The following is an 18744-nucleotide window of genomic DNA, read 5'->3' as shown; positions in this document are numbered from 1 at the left end:
ATCCAGCGGATCACACGTTCAGTTCCAACGCCATTCGCACGTGGGCCGGCGGCTCGTCGTCGCGGCTGATCTCACGCCAGCCCCGGGCGGTGTAGAACCGCCGCGCGCGGTGGTTCTCCGCGAACACGTCGAGGTGCGCGGTGGTGACGCCGAGATCACGCAGGCTGTCCATGGCTGCGGCGTGCAGCGCGAAGCCGACGCCATTGCCCCAACGCGCCGGGTCCACGTGCAGCAGCCCCAGCTCACCACCTGCTCTGACCTGCGCGAACCCGGCGAACTGGCCGTCCAGGTCGGCGCACAGCCACACCCGGTCCGGCTTGTCGAAGTCGATGTCGGTGGTCCGCACCGAGTGCTCCCACTCAGCCAGCTCCGACTCGGGTAGGTGCCCTTCGTAGTAGGTGCGCCGGGCCTTGACGTACACGTCGATGAGCGGGCCCTTGTCCTCTGCTCGCGGCGGCCGCACGGTGATCGTCCCCATGTCTCAGGGACGTGACACCGCCGGGGAGGTTGTCCGCACTTCGTGCTTCGGCACGTCCGGCGCGAGGAACGCCAACAGCCGCTCACCTTCCCGTTCCAGCTCGTCCACTGTGGACAGGTGGTGGAACGGCCGGTGGAACGGCCGCAGTTCCAGCGTGGCCAGCTCCTTGGTGCGGTGGAGTTTCCAGTCGCCCGCCGTGACGCCGTCCACCAGGAAGAACTGCGGCACGGGGCCGTGCCGGTCGTACTCCTGCGCGCGCACGTCGTCGGTGACGACCCGGCGGCGGTCGGCGTGCGACAGCAGGAGGTTGTCGAAGTCGTAGAGGAACCGCGCCGGCGCGGGCACGTCCTCGTCCGGCCGGGGTGCGTCGGGCAGGTCGAACAACTCCTGGCCGTCCTCGTCGCGCAGCCGCAGCAAGGGCAGCCGTTCGACCACCTCGCGCAGCCTGGTGAGACCGGACCAGGTCTGGACGTCCTTCACCGTCGCCGGACCGAACGCGGCCAGGTAGCGCAGCACCAGATCGTCCACGGACGGCTTGTCCACCACTGACGCGCCCAGCCACGTCTCGACGCTCGTGTGCGCGATGGCCCCGCTCCGCCCCCACACGCCACGCGGCGGGACCTGCACCAACGGCACCAGGCAGCGGATCGCGTAGGCCAGCGCGGCGGGCGTGCGGTCCGGCCACTGCTCGTGCAGCAGCGCGCCCAGCTCCTTGTTCGTGCGCGGCTTCTCGGCCAGCAGCGCGCGCCCGGCGTCCACGACGGCGTCCACGTCCAGACCGCGCATGTCGCGGCCGTGGGTGAAGTTGCGGAACAGGTCCCGTTCGAGCACGGGCTGGACCACCGGGCGCAGCTTGCGGGCGTCTTCGGCGGTGACCAGGTGGATCGTGGAGCGCATCACGGCGATGCGCACGAGTTCGCGGTCCACGAGCAGGTCGGCGGCCTGGTCGGGGGTGAACCCGGCGATCCGCGACCACAGGCCGGTGTACCAGGTGTGCGGGGTCTGGGCCTGCAACCCGACCAGGTGCGTGACGACCTCGGGCACGGTCCGGTCCGTGCGGGCCAGCAGGAACTGGCGGGCCAAGGTGGCTCGACCGAGGGCGCGACGGGTCAATACCGGGGTCATGCGCCCACGGTAGGACCCATCGCGGACAACTTCGGTCCTCGTATCAGGTGCGAGTTGCCCCTCCGGCCGAAAAAGTGATATCACTTTGCTAAGCACACGATATGACGTCAAGGGGTGGAACATGGACGCGACGACGGACGTGGCGGTGCGGATGCCCGCTCCCGTGGTACGGGAGAAGGAGGCCATCGGCCTGTCGGGGCTCATGGCGTTCTTCATCGGCCTGCTGACGCTCGCGATCGGCGCGCTGCTGGTGGTCGTGGCCCTGGCGCCGGAAGTCGAGGGCCCCAACGTGCCGGTGGGGATCACCGGTCTGGTGGTGCTCACCGGCGGCGGCATCGGGATGCGGGGGCTGTTCACCGTGGCGCCGGGTGAGGCGCGGGTGCTGCAGTTCCTCGGCAGCTACACCGGCACGGTCCGCAAGGACGGCCTGCGCTGGGCGAACCCGTTCAGCACCCGGGTCAAGGTCTCCACCCGCATCCGCAACCACGAGACCGCGACGTTGAAGGTCAACGACGCCGACGGCAACCCGATCGAGATCGCCGCCGTGGTGGTGTGGCAGGTGGACGACACCGCGCGGGCGATGTTCGAGGTGGACGACTTCGTCCGGTTCGTCGGCATCCAGACCGAGACCGCGGTGCGGCACATCGCCACCAGCTACCCGTACGACAACCACGACGAAACCGGGCTGTCACTGCGGGAGAACGCGGACGAAATCACCGAGACGCTGTCGGTGGAGATCGCGGCACGGGTGCAGGCGGCCGGGGTGAAGGTGATCGAATCGCGGCTCACGCACCTGGCCTACGCTCCGGAGATCGCGCAGGCGATGCTGCAACGCCAGCAGGCGGGTGCGGTCGTCGCGGCGCGGACGCGGATCGTGGAGGGCGCGGTCGGCATGGTCCAGCTCGCGCTGGCCAAGCTCGCCGAGGAGGACGTGGTGGAACTGGACGAGGAGCGCAAGGCGGCGATGGTGTCGAACCTGCTGGTCGTGCTGTGCGGCGACCGATCCACCCAACCCGTGGTCAACGCCGGGTCGTTGTACACCTGACGTGGCCGAGCGCAAGAGCGTCCTGCTGCGCCTCGACCCGGCGGTGCACGACGCGCTGACGAGGTGGGCGAACGACGAGTTGCGCAGCACGAACGCGCAGATCGAGTTCCTGCTGCGCCGCGCGCTCGCCGAAGCCGGTCGGGCGCCCTCCGGGGCCGCCGACCAACCCAGGCGCGGCCGACCCCGCAAGAGCGACGGGGACGGCGAAGCCGAGTAACCCGACGCCGTCGGTGCGGATCACCTCACCGACGGCGTCCGGCGTTCGATCAGCCCGGCGTCGACCGAATCCGGCGTTGATCAACTCGCGGAGCGCGGCGGGCGGTGCGACCGTTGGCTAGGTGAGCGAGCTGAACTCCCCGTACGCGCCCGGCACGCCGGCGTGGGTGGACATGATGACCACCGACCGCCAGGCCACCATGGACTTCTACGGCGGCCTGTTCGGCTGGGACTTCGAGATCGGCGGTCCGGAGACCGGGCACTACACGATGGGGTTGGTGCGCGGGCTGCCCGTGGCCGGGTTCGGCGAGATGCCGCCGGACGTGATGTTCCCCGTGGTGTGGACGACGTACCTGGCCACCGACGACCTCGACGAGTCCCTGGAAGTGCTGAACGCCAACGGCGGCAAGGTGCTCGTACCGGAGTTCGACACCGGCGGGCCGGGGCGCGGTGCGATCGCGGTGGACCCGTTCGGCGCGGCGTTCGGGCTGTGGGAGGCGGGCACGCACATCGGCGCATACGTGGTCAACGAGCCCGGTTCGGTGGTGTGGAACGAGCTGGCCACCCGCGACGCGTTCGGCGCGGCCGAGTTCTACCAGCAGGTGTTCGGCGTGGACCTGGACCCGTTGCCGGACTTCCCGTACACGCAGCTCCAGGTGGACGGCCGTGCGGTGGCGGGTGTGTTCGGGATGTCCAACGAGATCCCCGCCGAGATCCCGCCGCACTGGATGACCTACTTCGCGGTGTCCGACGCCGACGCGGCGGCCGACCGGGTGCGCAAACTCGGCGGCGTCACGGTCGGCGACGTGGTCGAGTCGCGGTTCGGCCGGTTCACCACGGTCGGCGACCCGATGGGCGCGACGTTCCGGCTCATCCAATCGCCGCCTTCCACCCCAGACTGACCACCAGCGCCACCACGACGGTGAGGAACACGCGGCGCACGAACGCCGATCCCCGCCGCACCGCCATCCGCGCCCCGAACACCGCACCGGTGACGTTGCACAGCGCGAGCACCAAACCCAAGCCCCACAACACTTTCCCGGCCGGGATGAAGTACAGCAGGGCACCCAGGTTCATCGAGACGTTCACCAGCTTGGCCGTGGCCGAGGCGCGCAGGAACGCGAACCCGACCAGGCCGACGAGCAGGAACACCAGGAACGTGCCCGCGCCCGGTCCGGCCAACCCGTCGTAGAAGCCGATCAGCGCGCCACCCGAGGCCATCACGGCGATCTGCGTCGAACGGGTCAACTTCGGCGTCTCCGCCTCGCCCAACGCGGGCTTGCGCCACGTGTACAGGCCGACGCCGACCAGCGCGACGAGCACCACACCGTTGAGCACACCGGGGGCCAGCGCGCCCGCGACCGCCGCACCACCCACCGCGCCGGCGAACGCGGCCGACGCCATCGGCAGCGCCGACGGCCAGTCGATCGTGGTCTGCCGTGCGTACGTGTGCAGGGCGGCGGACGTGCCCACCACCGACGCGATCTTGTTGGTGGCCAGCGCGAACAGCGGCTCGCCGCCGGGCGCGACCAACAGCAGGGCGGGCACGTTGATCAACCCGCCGCCGCCCACCACGGCGTCGACCGTGCCCGCGAGGGTGGCGGCCAGGCAGAGGAACAACAGGGCGGCGAGGGAGATCTGCCCGAAGCCGGGCCAATCGAGAGCGGCGGTCACGTCGCCCATCAAACAAGACGGGCGTACTGCATTTCACCCCTTACATAGTGGGAGCGCTCCCGGAATCCGCCATTCAGCCCTGTCGTGCCCTGGATCACACGGGAAGGGTGATGCCGGGTGTCCCGACCACTGTGGAGGTTCTCGATGCCGAGATCCCGCAAGCGCACTGCCGTCGCCGCGCTGGCCGCACTGGCGCTGCTGGCGACAGGAGCACAGGCCAGCGGAGTCGTCGAACCGCGAGGAGAGACCTACACCGACTCCCGCGCGCCGGTCGACCGACGGGTGGACGACCTCCTCAGGCGCATGACGCTGGAGGAGAAGGTCGGCCAGATGACCCAGATCAGGCTGGGCAAGCTGCGCGGCAACTGCGAGTGGAACCCCGGTCCGCTGCGCGAGGACTGCATGAAGACCGTGCTGGAGGACGCGAAGGTCGGCTCGATCCTGTCCGGTGGCGGTGACGCGCCGATCCCGAACACGCCACGGGCCTGGGCCGAGATGACCAACGCCATCCAGAAGTACGCGCTGGACCACAGCAGGCTGCGGATTCCGCTGATCTACGGCGCGGACGGCGTGCACGGCCACTCGAACGTGCTCAGCGCCACCATGTTCCCGCACCAGATCGGCCTCGGCGCGACGTGGAACCCGCAGTTGCAGGAGCAGCTGGGCGCGTCGACCGGGCGGGCCATGCGCGCCACTGGCGTCTTCTGGAACTTCGCGCCGGTGTCCGACATCGCGCGTGACACCCGGTGGGGCCGCTACTACGAGACCTACAGCGAGGACCCGGTGCTGGCCGGCGCGTTGGCGGCGGCGAACGTGCGCGGGCAGCAGGGCGACCCGACCGACGGCACCGCGAAGCTCACCGCGACCGCCAAGCACTTCGCGGGGTACTCGGAGCCGTTCAACGGCCACGACCGCGCGCCCGCCCAGCTGCCGATCCGGTACCTCCAGGACACCGTGCTGCCCGCGTTCCAACCGCAGTTCGACGCCGGCGTCGGCACCGTGATGGTCAATTCGGGTGCGGTGAACGGCGTGCCCGCGCACGCGTCGAAGTACCTGCTGACCACGCAGTTGCGCGACCGGATGGGGTTCCGCGGCGTGGCGATCACCGACTGGGAGGACATCCGGTACCTGGTGGACCGCTACCACGTGGCGGCGGACTACCGGGAGGCCATCGCGATGGCCGTCAACGCCGGGGTGGACATGGCGATGGAGCCGTCCAACGCGGCGGAGTTCACCGCCGGGCTGTTGGCCGGTGTGCGCGGCGGCGCGATCAGCGGCAAGCGGATCGACCAGGCCGTGCGGCGCATCCTGAAGCTCAAGTTCGAGCTCGGGCTGTTCGAGAAGCCGTTCGTCGACCCGGAGCGGGCCGACGCGATCGTGAACGGCGCCGACCGCACGCTGGCCCGCCAGGCCGCGGCGGAGAGCGCGGTGCTGCTGCGCAACGACGGCGGTGTGCTGCCGCTGTCTTCGAGCGCGGGCAAGCTCGTCGTGACCGGTGACGCGGCCGACTCGGTGACCAGGCAGCTCGGCGGCTGGACGGTCGGCTGGCAGGGCGTGCCGGACGGGTCACCGTTGCCGCCGACGGTGACGGTGTTGCAGGGCATCCGGGCCGCCGCGCCGTCGACGAACGTGGTGAGCGCACCCACGCAGGCCGACGCCGTCGCGCAGGCCGGTGACGCCGACGCGGTGGTCGTGGTGCTCGGTGAGGACCCCGGCGCGGAGGGCGAGGCGGACACCGAGTCGCCCGCGTTGACCGCCGAACAGCAGGGTCTGGTGGACGCGGTGCGGGCGACCGGCAAGCCGGTCGTGGTGGTGCTGCTGACCGGCCGACCGCAGGTGCTCGGCACGGCGGCGAACGCTCCGGCGCTGGTCGCGGGCTGGTTGCCGGGTTCCGAGGGCGGTAGCGCGATCGCCGACGTGCTGTTCGGCACGGTGAACCCGAGCGGGAAGCTGCCGGTGTCGTGGCCGAAGGAGATCGGCGACCAGCCGTTCTCGTACGACCAGGTGCGCGGCGCGAACGCGGCTCCGGGCTCGGGGTACGACCCGGCGTTCGCGTTCGGGCACGGCCTCTCGTACACCACGTTCACCACGTCGGCGCCGACCGTGAAGTCGGCGGAGGTGCGGCGGGACGAGCAGGTGAAGGTGTCGGTGACCGTGGCCAACACCGGCACGCGGGACGGGACGCTCGTGGTGCCGGTGTACGTGCACCAGCCCGTGAGCCAGGTGCTGACGCCGCCGCAGCGCCTGGTCGGTTTCACCCGCGTCGCGTTGAAGGCGGGCGAGCAGCGGGCGGTCGAGGTGGCGTTCGACGTGAAGCGCCTGGCGGTGACCGCGGGTGACATGGACGGCTCGGGGAAGCCGGAGGTGGCGAAGGGCGCCTACGAGGTCGTGGTCGGCGACGGGAGGGCTCGATTCACAGTGCGGTGAGCTGCCCTGATATCCTTCTTTGCCGTACCCGCGCGGCATTCCGCTGTGGAGGAAAACCGCCCCTTCCGGGGGGCGGAGCCGGTGACAAGCGCGGTACGACTCCCAGACCGAGGAAAAGGTGGCTTTCGCGTGGCGAACATCAAGTCCCAGCTGAAGCGGATCAAGACCAACGAGAAGGCGCGCCTGCGCAACAAGGCCGTCAAGTCGTCGCTCAAGACCGCGATCCGCAAGTTCCGTGAGGCCGCCGAGGCCGGTGACAAGGAGAAGGCCACCTTGCTGGTGCAGGAGGCTTCCCGCAAGCTCGACAAGGCCGTCTCCAAGGGCGTCATCCACGCCAACCAGGCCGCCAACAAGAAGTCGGCGCTCGCCCGGCGCGCCAACCAGATCTGATCTGGTTCTCCGGCACGCGATCTTCAGCACGCAGAAGGGCCGCTCCCCCTCACGGGGTGAGCGGCCCTTTCGCGTGTCACCTCTGCTCAGCGCCACCCGAGCCAACGCCACCTGCGCTCAGCGCCGCCCGAGCCAACGCCGCCCGAGTCAGCGCCGCCCGTGCGCCGCGACGATCTTCAGCACCGCGCGCTCCAGGGCGTAGCCCGAGTCCGCCGCGACACCCTTCACGTCGGCGTTCAGATCGGCGACCACGGTCATCGCCGCCGCGAGCCCCCGATCGTCCCAGCCCCGCGTCTGCCCCTGGGCCTTCCTGATCTTCCACGGCGGCATGCCCAACTCGCCCGCCAGCCGGTTCGGGTCACCCCGGCCCACCGCGGACACCCGCGCGACCGTGCGCACCGCGTCGGCCAGCGCGTCGGCGACCAGCACGTGCGGCACGCCGAGCTGGATCGCCCACCGCAGCGCCTCCAGCGCACCGGCCCGGTCACCCATCACGGCCTTCTCCGCGACCACGAACCCGGTCACCTCGGCCCGGCCGCGGTGGTAGCGGTGGACCGCCGCGGCGTCGACCTTGCCGTCGGTGTCCGCGACGAGCTGCGACGCCGCCGCGGCCAACTCGCGCAGGTCCGACCCGACCGCCTCGATCAGCGCCGCCACGGCCTCCGGATCGGCCTTGCCGCCGCCCGCCGAGCGGATCTCGTTGCGGACGAACGCCTCGCGGTCCGCGGCCTTGGTGATCTTGGGGCACTCGGTCACCCGCGCACCGGCCTTGCGCAGCGCTCCGGGCAGGTCCTTGGCCACCTTGCTGCGCCCGCCACCGGTGTGCACGACCACCAGCGTCACGCCGTCGGCCGGGGCCTTGGCGTAGGCGACGACCGCGTCGGCGATCTCCTTGCCGATCTCCTGCGCCGCCTCCAGCGCGACCACCCGGCCCTCGGCGAACAGCGACGGGCTCACCAGTTCAGCCAGCTCAGGCACGGTGAGATCGGTCACGCGAACGCGGGTCAGGTCGGCCTGCGGATCGGCTTTCCGCGCCGCGTCCAGCGTGCCGCGCACCGCGCGCTCGACCAGCAACTCCTCCTCGCCGACGATCAGGTGCACTGCGTCGGGCGTGTCAGCGTGCGCACTCACGGCGCGATCCTCCCACGGGCGACAGACGTCCGTATGGTGGACGTCTGTGGCCGAGGGTCGGGATCGTGCCGTACTTTGAGGCGACAACAACTGAATACCGCTCATCCAGAGGGGCAGAGGGATCGGCCCGAAGAAGCCCCGGCAACCCGTCGTTCAGCGCGCGTCCACCGTGCGCCGGCGATCACGGTGCCAATTCCGACCCGCGACGCGTGGGAAAGATGAGGAGTTACCTCGCGATGACTGCTGTCAGTGCGCCCCCGGCCACCACCTCCTTCGACCTCGGTCCTGCCCGGGCGCTGTCCTGTCGTGAATGCGGGCACCAGACGCCGCTCGCCCCCGAATACGCCTGTATGGAGTGTTTCGGGCCGCTGGAAGTGGCCTACGACTTCGGCAAGATCCGCCGCGAGGACATCGAGGCCGGCCCCGGGTCGATCTGGCGCTACCGCGGCCTGCTGCCCGTGCCCTCGGACGTCCGGTCGCACCCCAACACCGACCCCGGCATGACCCGCCTGGTCCAGGCCGACAACCTGGCCAAGGCCCTGGGCCTGCGCAAGGTGTGGGTGAAGGACGACACCGGCAACCCCACCCACTCGTTCAAGGACCGCGTGGTCGCCGTCGCCCTGGCCGCCGCCCGCGAACTGGGCTTCAAGGTGCTGGCGTGTCCGTCCACCGGCAACCTGGCCAACGCCGTGGCCGCCGCGGCGGCCCGCGCGGGCTGGCAGTCGGTGGTGCTGGTGCCCTCCTCCCTGGAACAGGCCAAGATCCTCATGACCGCCGTCTACGGCGGCAACCTGATCACCGTCGACGGCAACTACGACGACGTGAACCGGCTGGCCCAGGAACTGGCCGCCGAACACGAGGACTGGGCGTTCGTCAACGTCAACGTCCGCCCCTACTACGCCGAGGGCTCCAAGACCCTGGGCTACGAGGTCGCCGAACAACTCGGCTGGCGCCTGCCCGACCAGATCGTCGTGCCCATCGCGTCGGGCTCCCAGCTGACCAAGGTCGACAAGGCCTTCCGCGAACTCGGCACCCTCGGCCTGGTCGAACAGACCCCCTACCGCGTCTTCGGCGCCCAGGCCACCGGCTGCTCCCCCGTCTCCGCCGCCTACAAGGCCGGCCTCGACGTGGTCACCCCGGTCCGCCCCGACACCATCGCCCGCTCCCTGGCCATCGGCGCCCCCGCCGACGGCCCCTACGTCCTCGACGCCGTCCGCCGCACCCACGGCGCCATCGAGGACGTCACCGACGACGAGGTCGTCGAGGGCATCCGCCTGCTCGCCCGGACCGAGGGCATCTTCGCCGAAACCGCCGGCGGCGTCACCGTCGCCACCGCCAAGAAACTCATCGACACCGGCCAACTCGACCCCGACGCCGAAACCGTCCTGCTCATCACCGGCGACGGCCTCAAAACCCTCGACGCCCTCGGCAACCGGGTCGGCCCGAAGGCCAACGTCCCACCCTCGGCAGACGCCGTGCTCACCGCCCTTTCGGACCTAAGGACAGCGCCATGAGCCAGATGCTCCTGCACAGCGATGCCCAGCACGCGTCCTCGCCCCTGTTCTCGACGACCCTGTCGTTGCCGGGCTGCGACGCGGAGGGGTGGGTCGTGGTCGACAGCATGGTCGACGGTCTGGCCATGGGCGGCACGCGGATGACCGCGACCGTGGACGAGGCCGAGCTAGCGGGGTTGGCCAGGGCCATGACGCACAAGCTCGCCCTTGTCGACCTGCCCATCGGCGGTGCGAAGGCGGGCATCCGCCCGAACGGCCCGGTCCGCGACCGCGCGGCGCTGATGCGCACCTTCGGCCAGGTGACCCGCCCGTTGCTGCACGGCGGCGTGTACCTCGGCTGCGACCAGGGCACGACCCACCCGGACCGGGACGTGTTCTTCGCCGCCGCGGACTACGACATCGCCTCCCGGCCCGGCGCCACCAGGCTCAGCGTCGACTGGGCCGAGTTCTGGCGCACGATGTCGGACATCACCGGGTTCGGCGTGGCCACCGCCGCGTTGAGCACCCTGAGCGCGGCGGGTGCGAAGGCGCCGCAACGCGTGGTGCTGCAAGGGTTCGGCACGGTCGGCCGAGGCGCCGCCCAGCACATGGTGGCGGCGGGCCACCGGCTCGTCGCCGTCGCCGACGTGCACGGCACGATCGAGGACCCGGCGGGCCTGCCGGTGGACAAGCTGATCGAGTGCACCAGCAGCGACGGCACGATCGACCGACGGCAGCTGCCGGCCTCGGTCCGCGTGCACGACGGCGACCGCGCGTGGCTCAAGGTCGACGCGGACGTGCTCGTGCTCGCGGCGGGCGCGGACGCGGTCGACGAGTCGGCCGCGTCGTCGGTCCGCGCGGGCATCGTGGTCGAGGGCGGCAACATGAGCTGCAGCCGGGCGGCGCGGGGCATGCTGCGCCTGGCCGGCCACACCGTGCTGCCCGACGTGGTGGTGAACGTCGGCGCGGCGGCGGTCACCGGCTCGATCATCGCGGGGGTCGTGCCCTCCGGGCTGACCGTGCCGCAGGTGTCGGCGTGGCTGCGCGAATGGATCTCGGCGAAGATCACCAAGAACTGCGAGCTGATCCAGGAGCTCAGCGCGGCAGGCAGTCCCGACCCGGTCGCCGAGCTGCTCGCGGGCCGGAACATCGCGCTGTGACGGCGTCCGCCTGGGAGCGCCCGACCGTGCTGGTCGCGCACTCCAAGATGGCGCCGAAGCTGATTCCCCGGATCGAGGACGAAGTCCCGGTGCTGCGCGCGGAGTCGATCGCCGACCTGCCCGAGGATGTGCGGGCCGGCGTGGACGTGCTGGTTGGCTACCAGTTCACGCCCGGTGTGCTGGCGCAGTTGCCCGCCTTGCGGTGGCTGCACCTCACCGGCACCGGCACCGACCACCTGCGTGCGGCGGGACTCGCGCCGGACGTGCTGGTGACCAACTCGGCGCGAGTGCCGGTGGAGTCCGTGGCCGAGTACGCGGTGTCCGCGTTGCTCATGCTGCTCAAGGACTTCCCGGCGCTGGCCGAGCGTCCGCAGCGCCGGCCGTGGTACTCGTCCACGGCGCTGATGCTGCACGGCGCCACGGTGCTGGTGCTGGGCGCCGGGCGGATCGGTCGGGCGGTCGTGCTGCGGCTCGACGCCCTCGGTGCACGGTGTGTCGCGGTGACCCGGACCGGCGCGACGCCGGTGCCGGGCGCCGAGCGGACGATCGGCGTCGATGGGCTGCTCGCCGCCGCCGCGACCGCCGACCACGTCGTGTGCTGCCTGCCGGGCACCGAGGACACCGCGAACCTGGTCGACAAGGACCTGCTGGGCCTGCTGAAACCGCACGCCGTCCTGGTCAACGTCGGCCGGGCGTCCACTGTGGACGACACCGCGCTGCGCGAGGCGCTGGTGGCCGGTGCGCTGCGCGGCGCTTTCCTCGACGTGCACCGCGTGGAGCCGCTGCCGGCGGACGACCCGGTGTGGGCGGTGCCGAACCTGGTGGTGTCACCGCATTGCGCCTTCGCCTTCCCCGGTGAACCTGCCGAGGTCGGCCGGGCGTTCCTGGACAACCTGTCCGACCTGCGTGCGGGCCGGACACCGCGCGACGCCGTCGTCGCCGATTTGGAGGAGCCGTGACCACAACGTCACCGCCGGACGTGCGGCCGGAGCCCGCGTTCGAGGTCGGCGAGGACCGTTTCCGCAAGGCACTGGCCGCCGAGGCACGGCTGCGCGCGGAGGACGAGCCCGTCGTGCTGGGCTCGGTCGAGGCGAGCCGGAAGGTCGTCTCGGACGTGATCGCGCTGCGCGCCGCCCAGCCGCCCGCCCCGGTCGACGCGCCCGTGGTCGTGATCGGGCTGTTGCGCACCGGGACGACGTTGCTGCACAACCTCCTGGCGCTGCACGAGCGGCTGCACGGCCCGAAGCTGTGGGAGTTGGCGGACCCGGTCGCGGCGGCGGGCGACCCGGTGAACTACGCCGAGGTCCGCGACCGGGCGCAACGGTACGTGGACGAGTACAACGCCAAGGCCCCCGAACTGCCCGGCATCCACCTGCTGCGGGCCGATCGGCCCGACGAGTGCCACCGGCTGCTCATCAACACCTTCCACAGCATGGTCCTGGAGATGCGTTACCGGGTGCCTTCCTACGGGGAGTGGCTGCACCAGCAGGACATGACGATGCCGTACCGGTGGCACCGGGCCCAGCTGGAAGTGCTGATGAGCAAGCGGTCGGCCGACGACGGGGTGCCGTTGACACCGGTGCTCAAGTGCCCGTTCCACACCTGGTTCCTGCCGGAGCTGGTGCGTGCCTACCCGAACGCGCGGTTCGTGCACCTGCACCGCGACCCGGCCGCGGCGATCTCGTCGACGGCGAGCCTGTGCCGGGCGGTGCGCGGCGCCCGCAGCGACGACCTGGACCTGCCGGAGATCGGCGCGTTCTGGCGGGAGCGGATCGTGCCGTTGACCGACCGGCTGGCACAGGCGCGCGACGAGTTGGTGGACCACCGGCCGGTGCTGGACCTGCGTTACGCCGAACTCGTCGGCGATACGGAGGGGACGTTGCGCCGCGTTCTGGGCTTCCTCGACCTGCCCGTCACCGACCGGTTCCTGGCGGAGGTCCGCGAGTACTTAGTCACCAACGGGCAGCGCAGTCACGGCGCGCACCGCTACTCGCCGGCAGAGTTCGGGCTCGACGCCGAGGCGCTGCGCACCGATACCGCCCAGTACCGCAAGCGATTCGACGTCTGAACCCGGGGGAAACGTGATGCTGAGCGAAAACGAGACCAGGGCCCGCGAGCTCGTCAAGGCCTACAACGCCACGGTCACCGGCGCGGCCGTGCCGGTCGGTGTCCTCACGCCGCTGAGCCTGCCCGGTGACCCCGTCGCCGGTGAGCTGGTGGTGCGCGGCGCGGTGCTGGGCGCCCGCTACGTGGCCGAGCACCCCGGTGACTTCTCCGGCCGGTCGGTGCGGCTGTTCCTGGAGAACGACCAGCGGACCGCGGACCAGGAGCACATGTCGCGTTCGGCGGCGGGCGGCATGGCGAAGCTGGTCATGCTGGACGAGGTGAGCGCGGTCGTCGGGCAGTGGCACCTGCGTACCAGCCCGGTGGTCGCGGACCTGGCCGAGCGGTGGGGCGTGCCGACGTTCATCGAGAACGGGCACAACACGATCACGTACGGACGCCGCAACCTGTTCCGCACCTACTTCTCCATCGCCGACCGGGCGCCGCTGATGGCGTCGTTCGCCGCGAAGCAGGGCTGGAAGCGGGTCGCGGTGGTCGCGGCCGACACGGTGTTCGGGCAGATGCTGGCCGACACCGTGTGCGACGCGCTGCGCGAGGCCATCCCGGACCTGGAGCTGTTCCGGGAGGACTTCGCCCAGGATGGCGTGCAGGACCTGAAGGAGCCGCTGCGCCGGGCCACCGAGTTCGGCCCGCAGCTGCTGGTGAACGCGGGTGTGGTGCGCACCAACTACATGATCGTCGAGGCGGCGGCGGAGACCGGTCTGCTGCCGAAGGTGCCGATGATGGCCTGCTTCCCGTTCCCGATGCGCGCGCAGGACTACTGGAAGTTCGCCGGGCCCGCCGGTGCGGGCGTGGTGTGGCCGGCGACCCGGTTCAGCCCGGAGTGGACCGGTCTCACGCCGAGCGGCCGCTGGTTCGTGGACACGTACTACGCCGAGTTCGGCAGCTACCCGCCGGACAACACGCTCAACTCGTTCACCGACGTGGTGATCCTCGCCCAGGCGGCGGCGCTGGCAGGTGCGCACGACCGGGCGTCGCTGCGCAACGCGTTGGAGTCGGGGAGCTTCCGCACATGGCGCGGGACGGTGCGGTTCGGCGACACCGACCACCACCAGCCGCCGGAGATCGTGCTCATGCACTACCAAGAGGTCGGCGACTCGGCGGACAAGGCCGTCGTGGTGTGGCCGGAGGAGTCGGTGACCGGCGAGTTCCGGCACCCGTCGGTCGAGCGCTGATGACGACGGTCGTCGAGCTGCTGTGCCGGTGGATGGCGGTGGACCTCGGTTCCGACGAGCTGTGCACCGTGCCCGGTGAGGCGTTCCTGCCGCTGCTCGCCACGGCGGAGGACTTCGGCATCCGCACGGTCACCACGCGGCACGAGAGTGGCGCCGGCTTCATGGCGATCGCGTCGGCGCGGCTGACCGGCAAGCCCGGCGTGGTCGCGGTGAACCGATCTCCCGGCAGCTGCAACGCCGCCATCGCGGTCGACGCGGCAGCTGCCGACCCGACCCCGCTGTTGGTGCTGGTGGGCGACATCCCGTCCACCGCCGATCGGGCCACCGCGTTCCAGGGCGCCGACCTGGCGGGCATGTTCGGCGCGTTGGCCGAGGTGATCACCCTGTCTGCGGCCGACCTGGCAGCGCAGCTGACCCGCGCGTCCGCCGTGCTGCACGGACCAGTACCGCAGCCGGTGGTGCTCCTGGTACCCGAGGACCTGTGGACCGCCTCCGTCCCCGGCGAGGTGCTGAGCACGGAGGCGAACTCGGTGCAGGCGGGCCGGGAGGAGGGGGACATGCTGGAGGCGGATGTCGCCGACCTGCGGGCCGCGTTGGCATCGGCGCACCGGCCCGTCCTGGTGGCTGGCAGGTTGTTGCGCACGCGGCACACCGACCGTTCGGCCGGTGAGGCGCTCGTGTCTCTGGCGACGGCGGCCGGGCTGCCGGTGCTGGTGGGCAACAAGTTGCAGGACCTGGTGGACAACCGGCACTCGCACTACGCGGGTCACCTGCACCTGGGCACGCCCCGCGAAGTGCGGGCACGGCTGGCCGAGGCCGATCTGGTCGTGCTGCTCGGCGAGGCGCCCGACGAGGTGCACCTGGCGGGCTGGAGCGGGCCGCGGGTCCACGTCGTGTACCCGGAGAAGCCGTCGGCGCACCCGAGGGCGGTGCTGGACGCGCTGGTCACCGCGCACTGGGCGGCACCGACACCGGAACGGCTCGACTGGGTGCGGGGGTGGCGGGAGCTGGCCGACCGGCTCGCCACGCCGAACCCCCGGCCCTTCGACGACGGGCTCGACCTGACCCACGTCGCCGCCGCGTTGGACGCCGAGCTGCCCGACGGCTCGGTGATCACCTTCGACGCGGGCAACTTCTCCAGCTGGGTGCACCGCTACGTGCACGTGGGCCCGGACCGGCTGATGCTCGCGCTGGGCAACGGCGCGATGGGGTTCGGCGTGCCGGCGGCCGTCGCGGCGGCCGACCGGTACCGGGATCGCACGGTGGTGTCCGTTGTCGGCGACGGCGGCCTGCTGATGACCGGCGACGAGCTGGCGACGGCCATGGCGCACGGCCGGTGCCCGATCGTCGTGGTCGCCGACAACGGCGGCTACGGCACCATCGACCAGCACGCCCGCCGCCAGTTCCCGGGCCGCTACTGCGGCACGAACCTCGTCACGCCCGACCTGGTCGCGTGGGCCGCCGCGTTCGGAATACCCGGTGAAACGGTCCGCGACCCGCACGAGGTGCGCGACGCCGTCCGCCGCGCGCTGGCGTCGGGCCGCACCGGATACCTGCTGCACGTGCACGCCAGCCTGCGGGCGGGCCACGCGAACATCGAGCACTAAGGACGAATCCGTGACCAGTGAAGTGATCCTGCGCCACCACGACGAGCTGGCGGCGATCGTCGGTGCGGCGAACGTGCTGACCGGGGACGCGGTGCCCGCCAAGCACGTGCAGGACCTGTGGGGCAGTGACCGCGTCGGCCAGGCGGAGATCGTGGTGCGGCCGCGCACCGCCGCCGAGGTGGCCCAGATCCTCAAGTACTGCCACGAGGACCGGCAGCCGGTGGTGGTGCAGGGCGGCATGACGGGACTGGTCTCCGGCGCCGTGCCGGACGCGGGCGAGATCGTGCTGTCCACCGAACTGCTCGGCGAGATCGAGCCGGTCGACCTCGCCGGCCGCACGGTCACCGCGGGCGCGGGTGCGACGCTCGCCGACGTGCAGGACGCCGCCGCGAGACACGGGCTGCTGCTGCCGATCGACCTGGCGTCCAAGGGCAGTGCCACGATCGGAGGCTGCGTGGCCACCAACGCGGGCGGCGTCAACGTCGTCGGCTTCGGCATGACCCGGCAGCACGTGCGGTCGCTGGAGGTGGCGTTGGCCGACGGGCAGGTGCTGACCCTGTCCACGTCCTTGGTGAAGGACAACGCGGGCATCGACCTCAAGCACCTCTTCATCGGCAGCGAGGGCATTCTCGGCGTGGTCACCCGCGCCACGTTCGGCCTCCAGCCGGGCGCGATCACGCGCAACGGCGCGTTCTGCGCGGTGGCGGACGTGGACTCGGCGCTGCGGCTGCTGGGCACGTTGCAGCGCAAGCTGCCCGGCGCCGTCACCGCGTTCGAGGTGATCTGGGACGACGCGTACCGGGTGCTGGAGCCGACCGGTATCCGGCTGCCGCTGCCCGTGGGCCACCCGATCTACGTGCTGGTGGAGTGCCGGGGCGCCGACCCGGAGGGCGACGCGGTCCGCCTGGCCGAGTGCGTGGCCGAGGTGGAGGACGACCTGCTGGCCGCGGCCGTGGCGTCCAACGCCAAGGAGTTGGCGGTCTTCTGGGCCGCGCGGGAGCGCATCCCCGGCGAGATCCTGCGGATGCAGCCGCTGTTCGGGTTCGACGTGAGCGTGCCCGCCGGGCAGCTCGCCGAGTGCCTGCACCGGATGCGGGCGGAGCTGACCGAGTTGTGGCCGGCGGTGAAGTTGCTGGTGTTCGGCCACCTGGGTGACGACAACGTGCACATCGCCGTCGTGACGGGGGAGACCACGAGGGACCGCAAACCCGAGGTCGAACACATTGTGTATCGTCTGGTCACTAACAGTGGCGGATCAATCTCGGCTGAGCACGGCGTCGGATTCGAGAAGCGGTCCTACCTCGGCTACACCAGATCCGAGGGCGAGATCGACCTGATGGCGCGACTCAAGGCGCTGCTCGACCCGCACGGCATCCTCAACCGGGATCGCATGATCCATTGGCGTGGGGAGCCCTACTAAATGACCGACAGGCAGGTCGACGCGGCCCGGACCGGGCTGAGCAGGCGACAGGCGATTCCGCTGGCGATCGGGTCGGTGGCCGGCTCCGGCATCCTGTTCCTGCCCTCGGCCGTCTACGCCGAGACCGGCAGCAACAGCTTGCTGGTGTGGCTGCTGTCCACCGTCGTGTGCTTACCGATGCTCCTGATGTTCGAGGACATGGTGCGCGCGAACCCGGACGGCGACGGTATCGAGGCGTTCATCCGCACGGGACTGGGCCGGGCGTTCGGGCGCTGCGTCCCGCTGATGTTCTTGTCGCTGGTCATCGTCGGCCTGCCGTCCGGCGCGATGGTCGCCGGGCGTTACGTGGCGCAGGCGGTGGGCGCGGGTGGCCTGGTCGCGGTGCTCGCCGCCGTGGCCGTCCTGGTGGCCGCCGTGGCGTCGAACCTCGCCGGGGTCAAGACCAGCACCAGGGTGCAGAACGCGGGCACCTGGGCGTTGGTGCTCATGGCGGCGGTGCTGATCGTCGCGGCGATCCCGGGCATGCGGACCGGGTTGCCCGCCGTCACGCCGGACCTGACCGAGCTCGGCGTGCTGCTGCCGGGCGTGGTGCTGGCGTTCTGGGCGTTCGCCGGGTTCGAGAACCTCACCTTCCTCAGCAAGGAGTTCCGCGATCCGCGCCGCGACTTCCTGCCGGTGAGCGCGACCGCGCTGGGCGTCTACGGCGTGTTCACCATCCTGCTCACCGTCGCCATCGCGGTGCGCATCCCCCGGTCTGAAGTGGACGAGGTCACCGGGCTGCTCCAGTTGGCGCAGACCATCCAGCCCCGCCAACTCGTCGTGCTCGTGGTGACCGTGATCGCGTTCGGCGCGATGGTGCTCAACGCGGTGGCGTGGGTGTGGGGCGTGTCCCGGCTGGTCCAGGGCGCCGCGACCAGCGGCATCCTCCCGCGCGGCCTGTCCGTCACCACCGCCAACGGCGTGCCGCGGCGGGCGATCTTCCTGCTGTCCGGCCTGTTCGCGCTCGTCGGTGTGGTGCTGGTGACGTGGCCCGACGTGATCGTGGACGCGGTGGCGACCGCCAGCGCGATCTTCATCGTCCTGTACCTGCTCAGCATCATCTCCTACGCGCGCGTGCGTGGATTCACCGTGCGTTCGGTGCTCAACCTGCTGCTGCTCGGCGTGCTCGGCGTGAGCCTGGTGCAGTCGGGGTGGCGCTCGATCTACGCCGTCGTGGTGCTCGCCGTCGCCCTGGTCGTGCAGGTCGTCCAGAGCCGCCGCACATCCGCCTGAAAGGGAG

17 protein-coding genes and 1 riboswitch are annotated in these 18744 nt (G+C 71.2%); of the genes, 13 read left to right on the top strand and 4 right to left on the bottom strand.

Annotation, left to right across the window (positions count from 1 at the left end; genetic code table 11):
• Positions 1-10: 10 nt before the first annotated feature.
• Both ALI22I_RS21550 and ALI22I_RS21545 read right to left on the bottom strand, forming a co-directional pair.
• Entirely contained in the window at positions 11-478 is a 468-nt protein-coding gene (locus ALI22I_RS21550) for a GNAT family N-acetyltransferase (RefSeq protein ID WP_077007323.1), read from the bottom strand.
• Positions 479-481: 3 nt separating this feature from the next.
• Positions 482-1603, bottom strand: coding sequence for a winged helix DNA-binding domain-containing protein (locus ALI22I_RS21545; RefSeq protein ID WP_077007322.1), 1122 nt, complete (start codon positions 1601-1603; stop codon positions 482-484).
• A gap of 121 nt (positions 1604-1724) precedes the next feature.
• Here ALI22I_RS21545 and ALI22I_RS21540 point away from each other — a divergent pair, with 121 nt between their 5' ends.
• From ALI22I_RS21540 to ALI22I_RS21530, 3 genes are all read left to right on the top strand, one after another.
• Positions 1725-2648, top strand: coding sequence for an SPFH domain-containing protein (locus ALI22I_RS21540; protein WP_077007321.1), 924 nt, complete (start codon positions 1725-1727; stop codon positions 2646-2648).
• A gap of 1 nt (position 2649) precedes the next feature.
• Positions 2650-2865 (top strand): hypothetical protein, encoded by a 216-nt coding sequence (locus tag ALI22I_RS21535; protein WP_077007320.1) that lies wholly within the window; start codon positions 2650-2652, stop codon positions 2863-2865.
• Between the two features lie 121 nt (positions 2866-2986).
• A complete protein-coding gene (locus ALI22I_RS21530; RefSeq protein WP_077007319.1) occupies positions 2987-3766 on the top strand; it encodes a VOC family protein in 780 nt (259 codons plus the stop codon).
• Here ALI22I_RS21530 and ALI22I_RS21525 read toward each other — a convergent pair.
• Positions 3735-4547, bottom strand: coding sequence for a TSUP family transporter (locus ALI22I_RS21525; RefSeq protein WP_077007318.1), 813 nt, complete (start codon positions 4545-4547; stop codon positions 3735-3737). The genes ALI22I_RS21530 and ALI22I_RS21525 overlap by 32 nt on opposite strands.
• 135 nt (positions 4548-4682) lie before the next feature.
• Between ALI22I_RS21525 and ALI22I_RS21520 the strand changes: the two genes are divergently transcribed.
• On the top strand, positions 4683-6965 hold the full coding sequence (locus tag ALI22I_RS21520; RefSeq protein WP_077007317.1) for a glycoside hydrolase family 3 N-terminal domain-containing protein: 2283 nt from the start codon (positions 4683-4685) through the stop codon (positions 6963-6965).
• A gap of 129 nt (positions 6966-7094) precedes the next feature.
• A complete protein-coding gene (rpsT, locus tag ALI22I_RS21515) occupies positions 7095-7355 on the top strand; it encodes a 30S ribosomal protein S20 (RefSeq protein WP_077007316.1) in 261 nt (86 codons plus the stop codon).
• A gap of 147 nt (positions 7356-7502) precedes the next feature.
• Here the strand turns inward: rpsT and holA are convergent, their stop codons facing one another.
• A complete protein-coding gene (gene holA, locus ALI22I_RS21510) occupies positions 7503-8486 on the bottom strand; it encodes a DNA polymerase III subunit delta (RefSeq protein WP_077007315.1) in 984 nt (327 codons plus the stop codon).
• Positions 8487-8584: 98 nt separating this feature from the next.
• Positions 8585-8711: riboswitch (SAM riboswitch) on the top strand.
• Between the two features lie 11 nt (positions 8712-8722).
• On the opposite strand from holA, the gene thrC reads away from it, so the two are divergent.
• From thrC to ALI22I_RS21470, 8 genes are read left to right on the top strand one after another with little or no spacing between them, the layout of a single operon-like run.
• On the top strand, positions 8723-10000 hold the full coding sequence (thrC, locus tag ALI22I_RS21505) for a threonine synthase (RefSeq protein ID WP_077007314.1): 1278 nt from the start codon (positions 8723-8725) through the stop codon (positions 9998-10000).
• Positions 9997-11139, top strand: coding sequence for a Glu/Leu/Phe/Val dehydrogenase dimerization domain-containing protein (locus tag ALI22I_RS21500; RefSeq protein ID WP_077007313.1), 1143 nt, complete (start codon positions 9997-9999; stop codon positions 11137-11139). Before thrC ends, ALI22I_RS21500 begins: the two co-directional genes overlap by 4 nt.
• On the top strand, positions 11136-12098 hold the full coding sequence (locus tag ALI22I_RS21495; protein ID WP_077007312.1) for a D-2-hydroxyacid dehydrogenase: 963 nt from the start codon (positions 11136-11138) through the stop codon (positions 12096-12098). Before ALI22I_RS21500 ends, ALI22I_RS21495 begins: the two co-directional genes overlap by 4 nt.
• On the top strand, positions 12095-13207 hold the full coding sequence (locus ALI22I_RS21490) for a sulfotransferase family protein (protein ID WP_077007311.1): 1113 nt from the start codon (positions 12095-12097) through the stop codon (positions 13205-13207). The genes ALI22I_RS21495 and ALI22I_RS21490 overlap by 4 nt, the downstream gene beginning before the upstream one ends.
• Before the next feature lie 16 nt (positions 13208-13223).
• Positions 13224-14438: an ABC transporter substrate-binding protein gene (locus tag ALI22I_RS21485; protein ID WP_077007310.1), complete on the top strand. Its 1215-nt coding sequence runs from the start codon at positions 13224-13226 to the stop codon at positions 14436-14438.
• On the top strand, positions 14438-16045 hold the full coding sequence (locus ALI22I_RS21480; RefSeq protein WP_077007309.1) for a thiamine pyrophosphate-dependent enzyme: 1608 nt from the start codon (positions 14438-14440) through the stop codon (positions 16043-16045). The genes ALI22I_RS21485 and ALI22I_RS21480 overlap by 1 nt, the downstream gene beginning before the upstream one ends.
• A gap of 10 nt (positions 16046-16055) precedes the next feature.
• Complete coding sequence (locus ALI22I_RS21475; protein WP_077007308.1) at positions 16056-17465, top strand: FAD-binding oxidoreductase; 1410 nt, start codon at positions 16056-16058, stop codon at positions 17463-17465.
• The gene (locus ALI22I_RS21470; protein WP_077007307.1) at positions 17466-18737 is read left to right on the top strand and encodes an APC family permease; all 1272 of its coding nucleotides are present in this window, start codon (positions 17466-17468) and stop codon (positions 18735-18737) included. It begins immediately after the preceding gene.
• Positions 18738-18744 lie beyond the last annotated feature (7 nt).

Source organism: Saccharothrix sp. ALI-22-I (assembly GCF_001984175.1).
GTDB lineage: Bacteria > Actinomycetota > Actinomycetes > Mycobacteriales > Pseudonocardiaceae > Actinosynnema.
The sequence above is the reverse complement of the archived record's forward strand: the minus strand, read 5'-3'. Positions and strand labels throughout refer to the sequence as shown.

Excerpts from the sequence above, each read along its gene's own strand:
- ALI22I_RS21470 (WP_077007307.1), top strand. The coding sequence starts at position 17,466 with ATGACCGACAGGCAGGTCGACGCGGCCCGGACCGGGCTGAGCAGGCGA.
- ALI22I_RS21540 (WP_077007321.1), top strand. The coding sequence starts at position 1,725 with ATGGACGCGACGACGGACGTGGCGGTGCGGATGCCCGCTCCCGTGGTA.
- ALI22I_RS21485 (WP_077007310.1), top strand. The coding sequence starts at position 13,224 with ATGCTGAGCGAAAACGAGACCAGGGCCCGCGAGCTCGTCAAGGCCTAC.
- ALI22I_RS21550 (WP_077007323.1), bottom strand. The coding sequence starts at position 478 with ATGGGGACGATCACCGTGCGGCCGCCGCGAGCAGAGGACAAGGGCCCG.
- ALI22I_RS21480 (WP_077007309.1), top strand. The coding sequence starts at position 14,438 with ATGACGACGGTCGTCGAGCTGCTGTGCCGGTGGATGGCGGTGGACCTC.
- thrC (WP_077007314.1), top strand. The coding sequence starts at position 8,723 with ATGACTGCTGTCAGTGCGCCCCCGGCCACCACCTCCTTCGACCTCGGT.
- ALI22I_RS21545 (WP_077007322.1), bottom strand. The coding sequence starts at position 1,603 with ATGACCCCGGTATTGACCCGTCGCGCCCTCGGTCGAGCCACCTTGGCC.
- ALI22I_RS21500 (WP_077007313.1), top strand. The coding sequence starts at position 9,997 with ATGAGCCAGATGCTCCTGCACAGCGATGCCCAGCACGCGTCCTCGCCC.
- ALI22I_RS21520 (WP_077007317.1), top strand. The coding sequence starts at position 4,683 with ATGCCGAGATCCCGCAAGCGCACTGCCGTCGCCGCGCTGGCCGCACTG.
- ALI22I_RS21525 (WP_077007318.1), bottom strand. The coding sequence starts at position 4,547 with ATGGGCGACGTGACCGCCGCTCTCGATTGGCCCGGCTTCGGGCAGATC.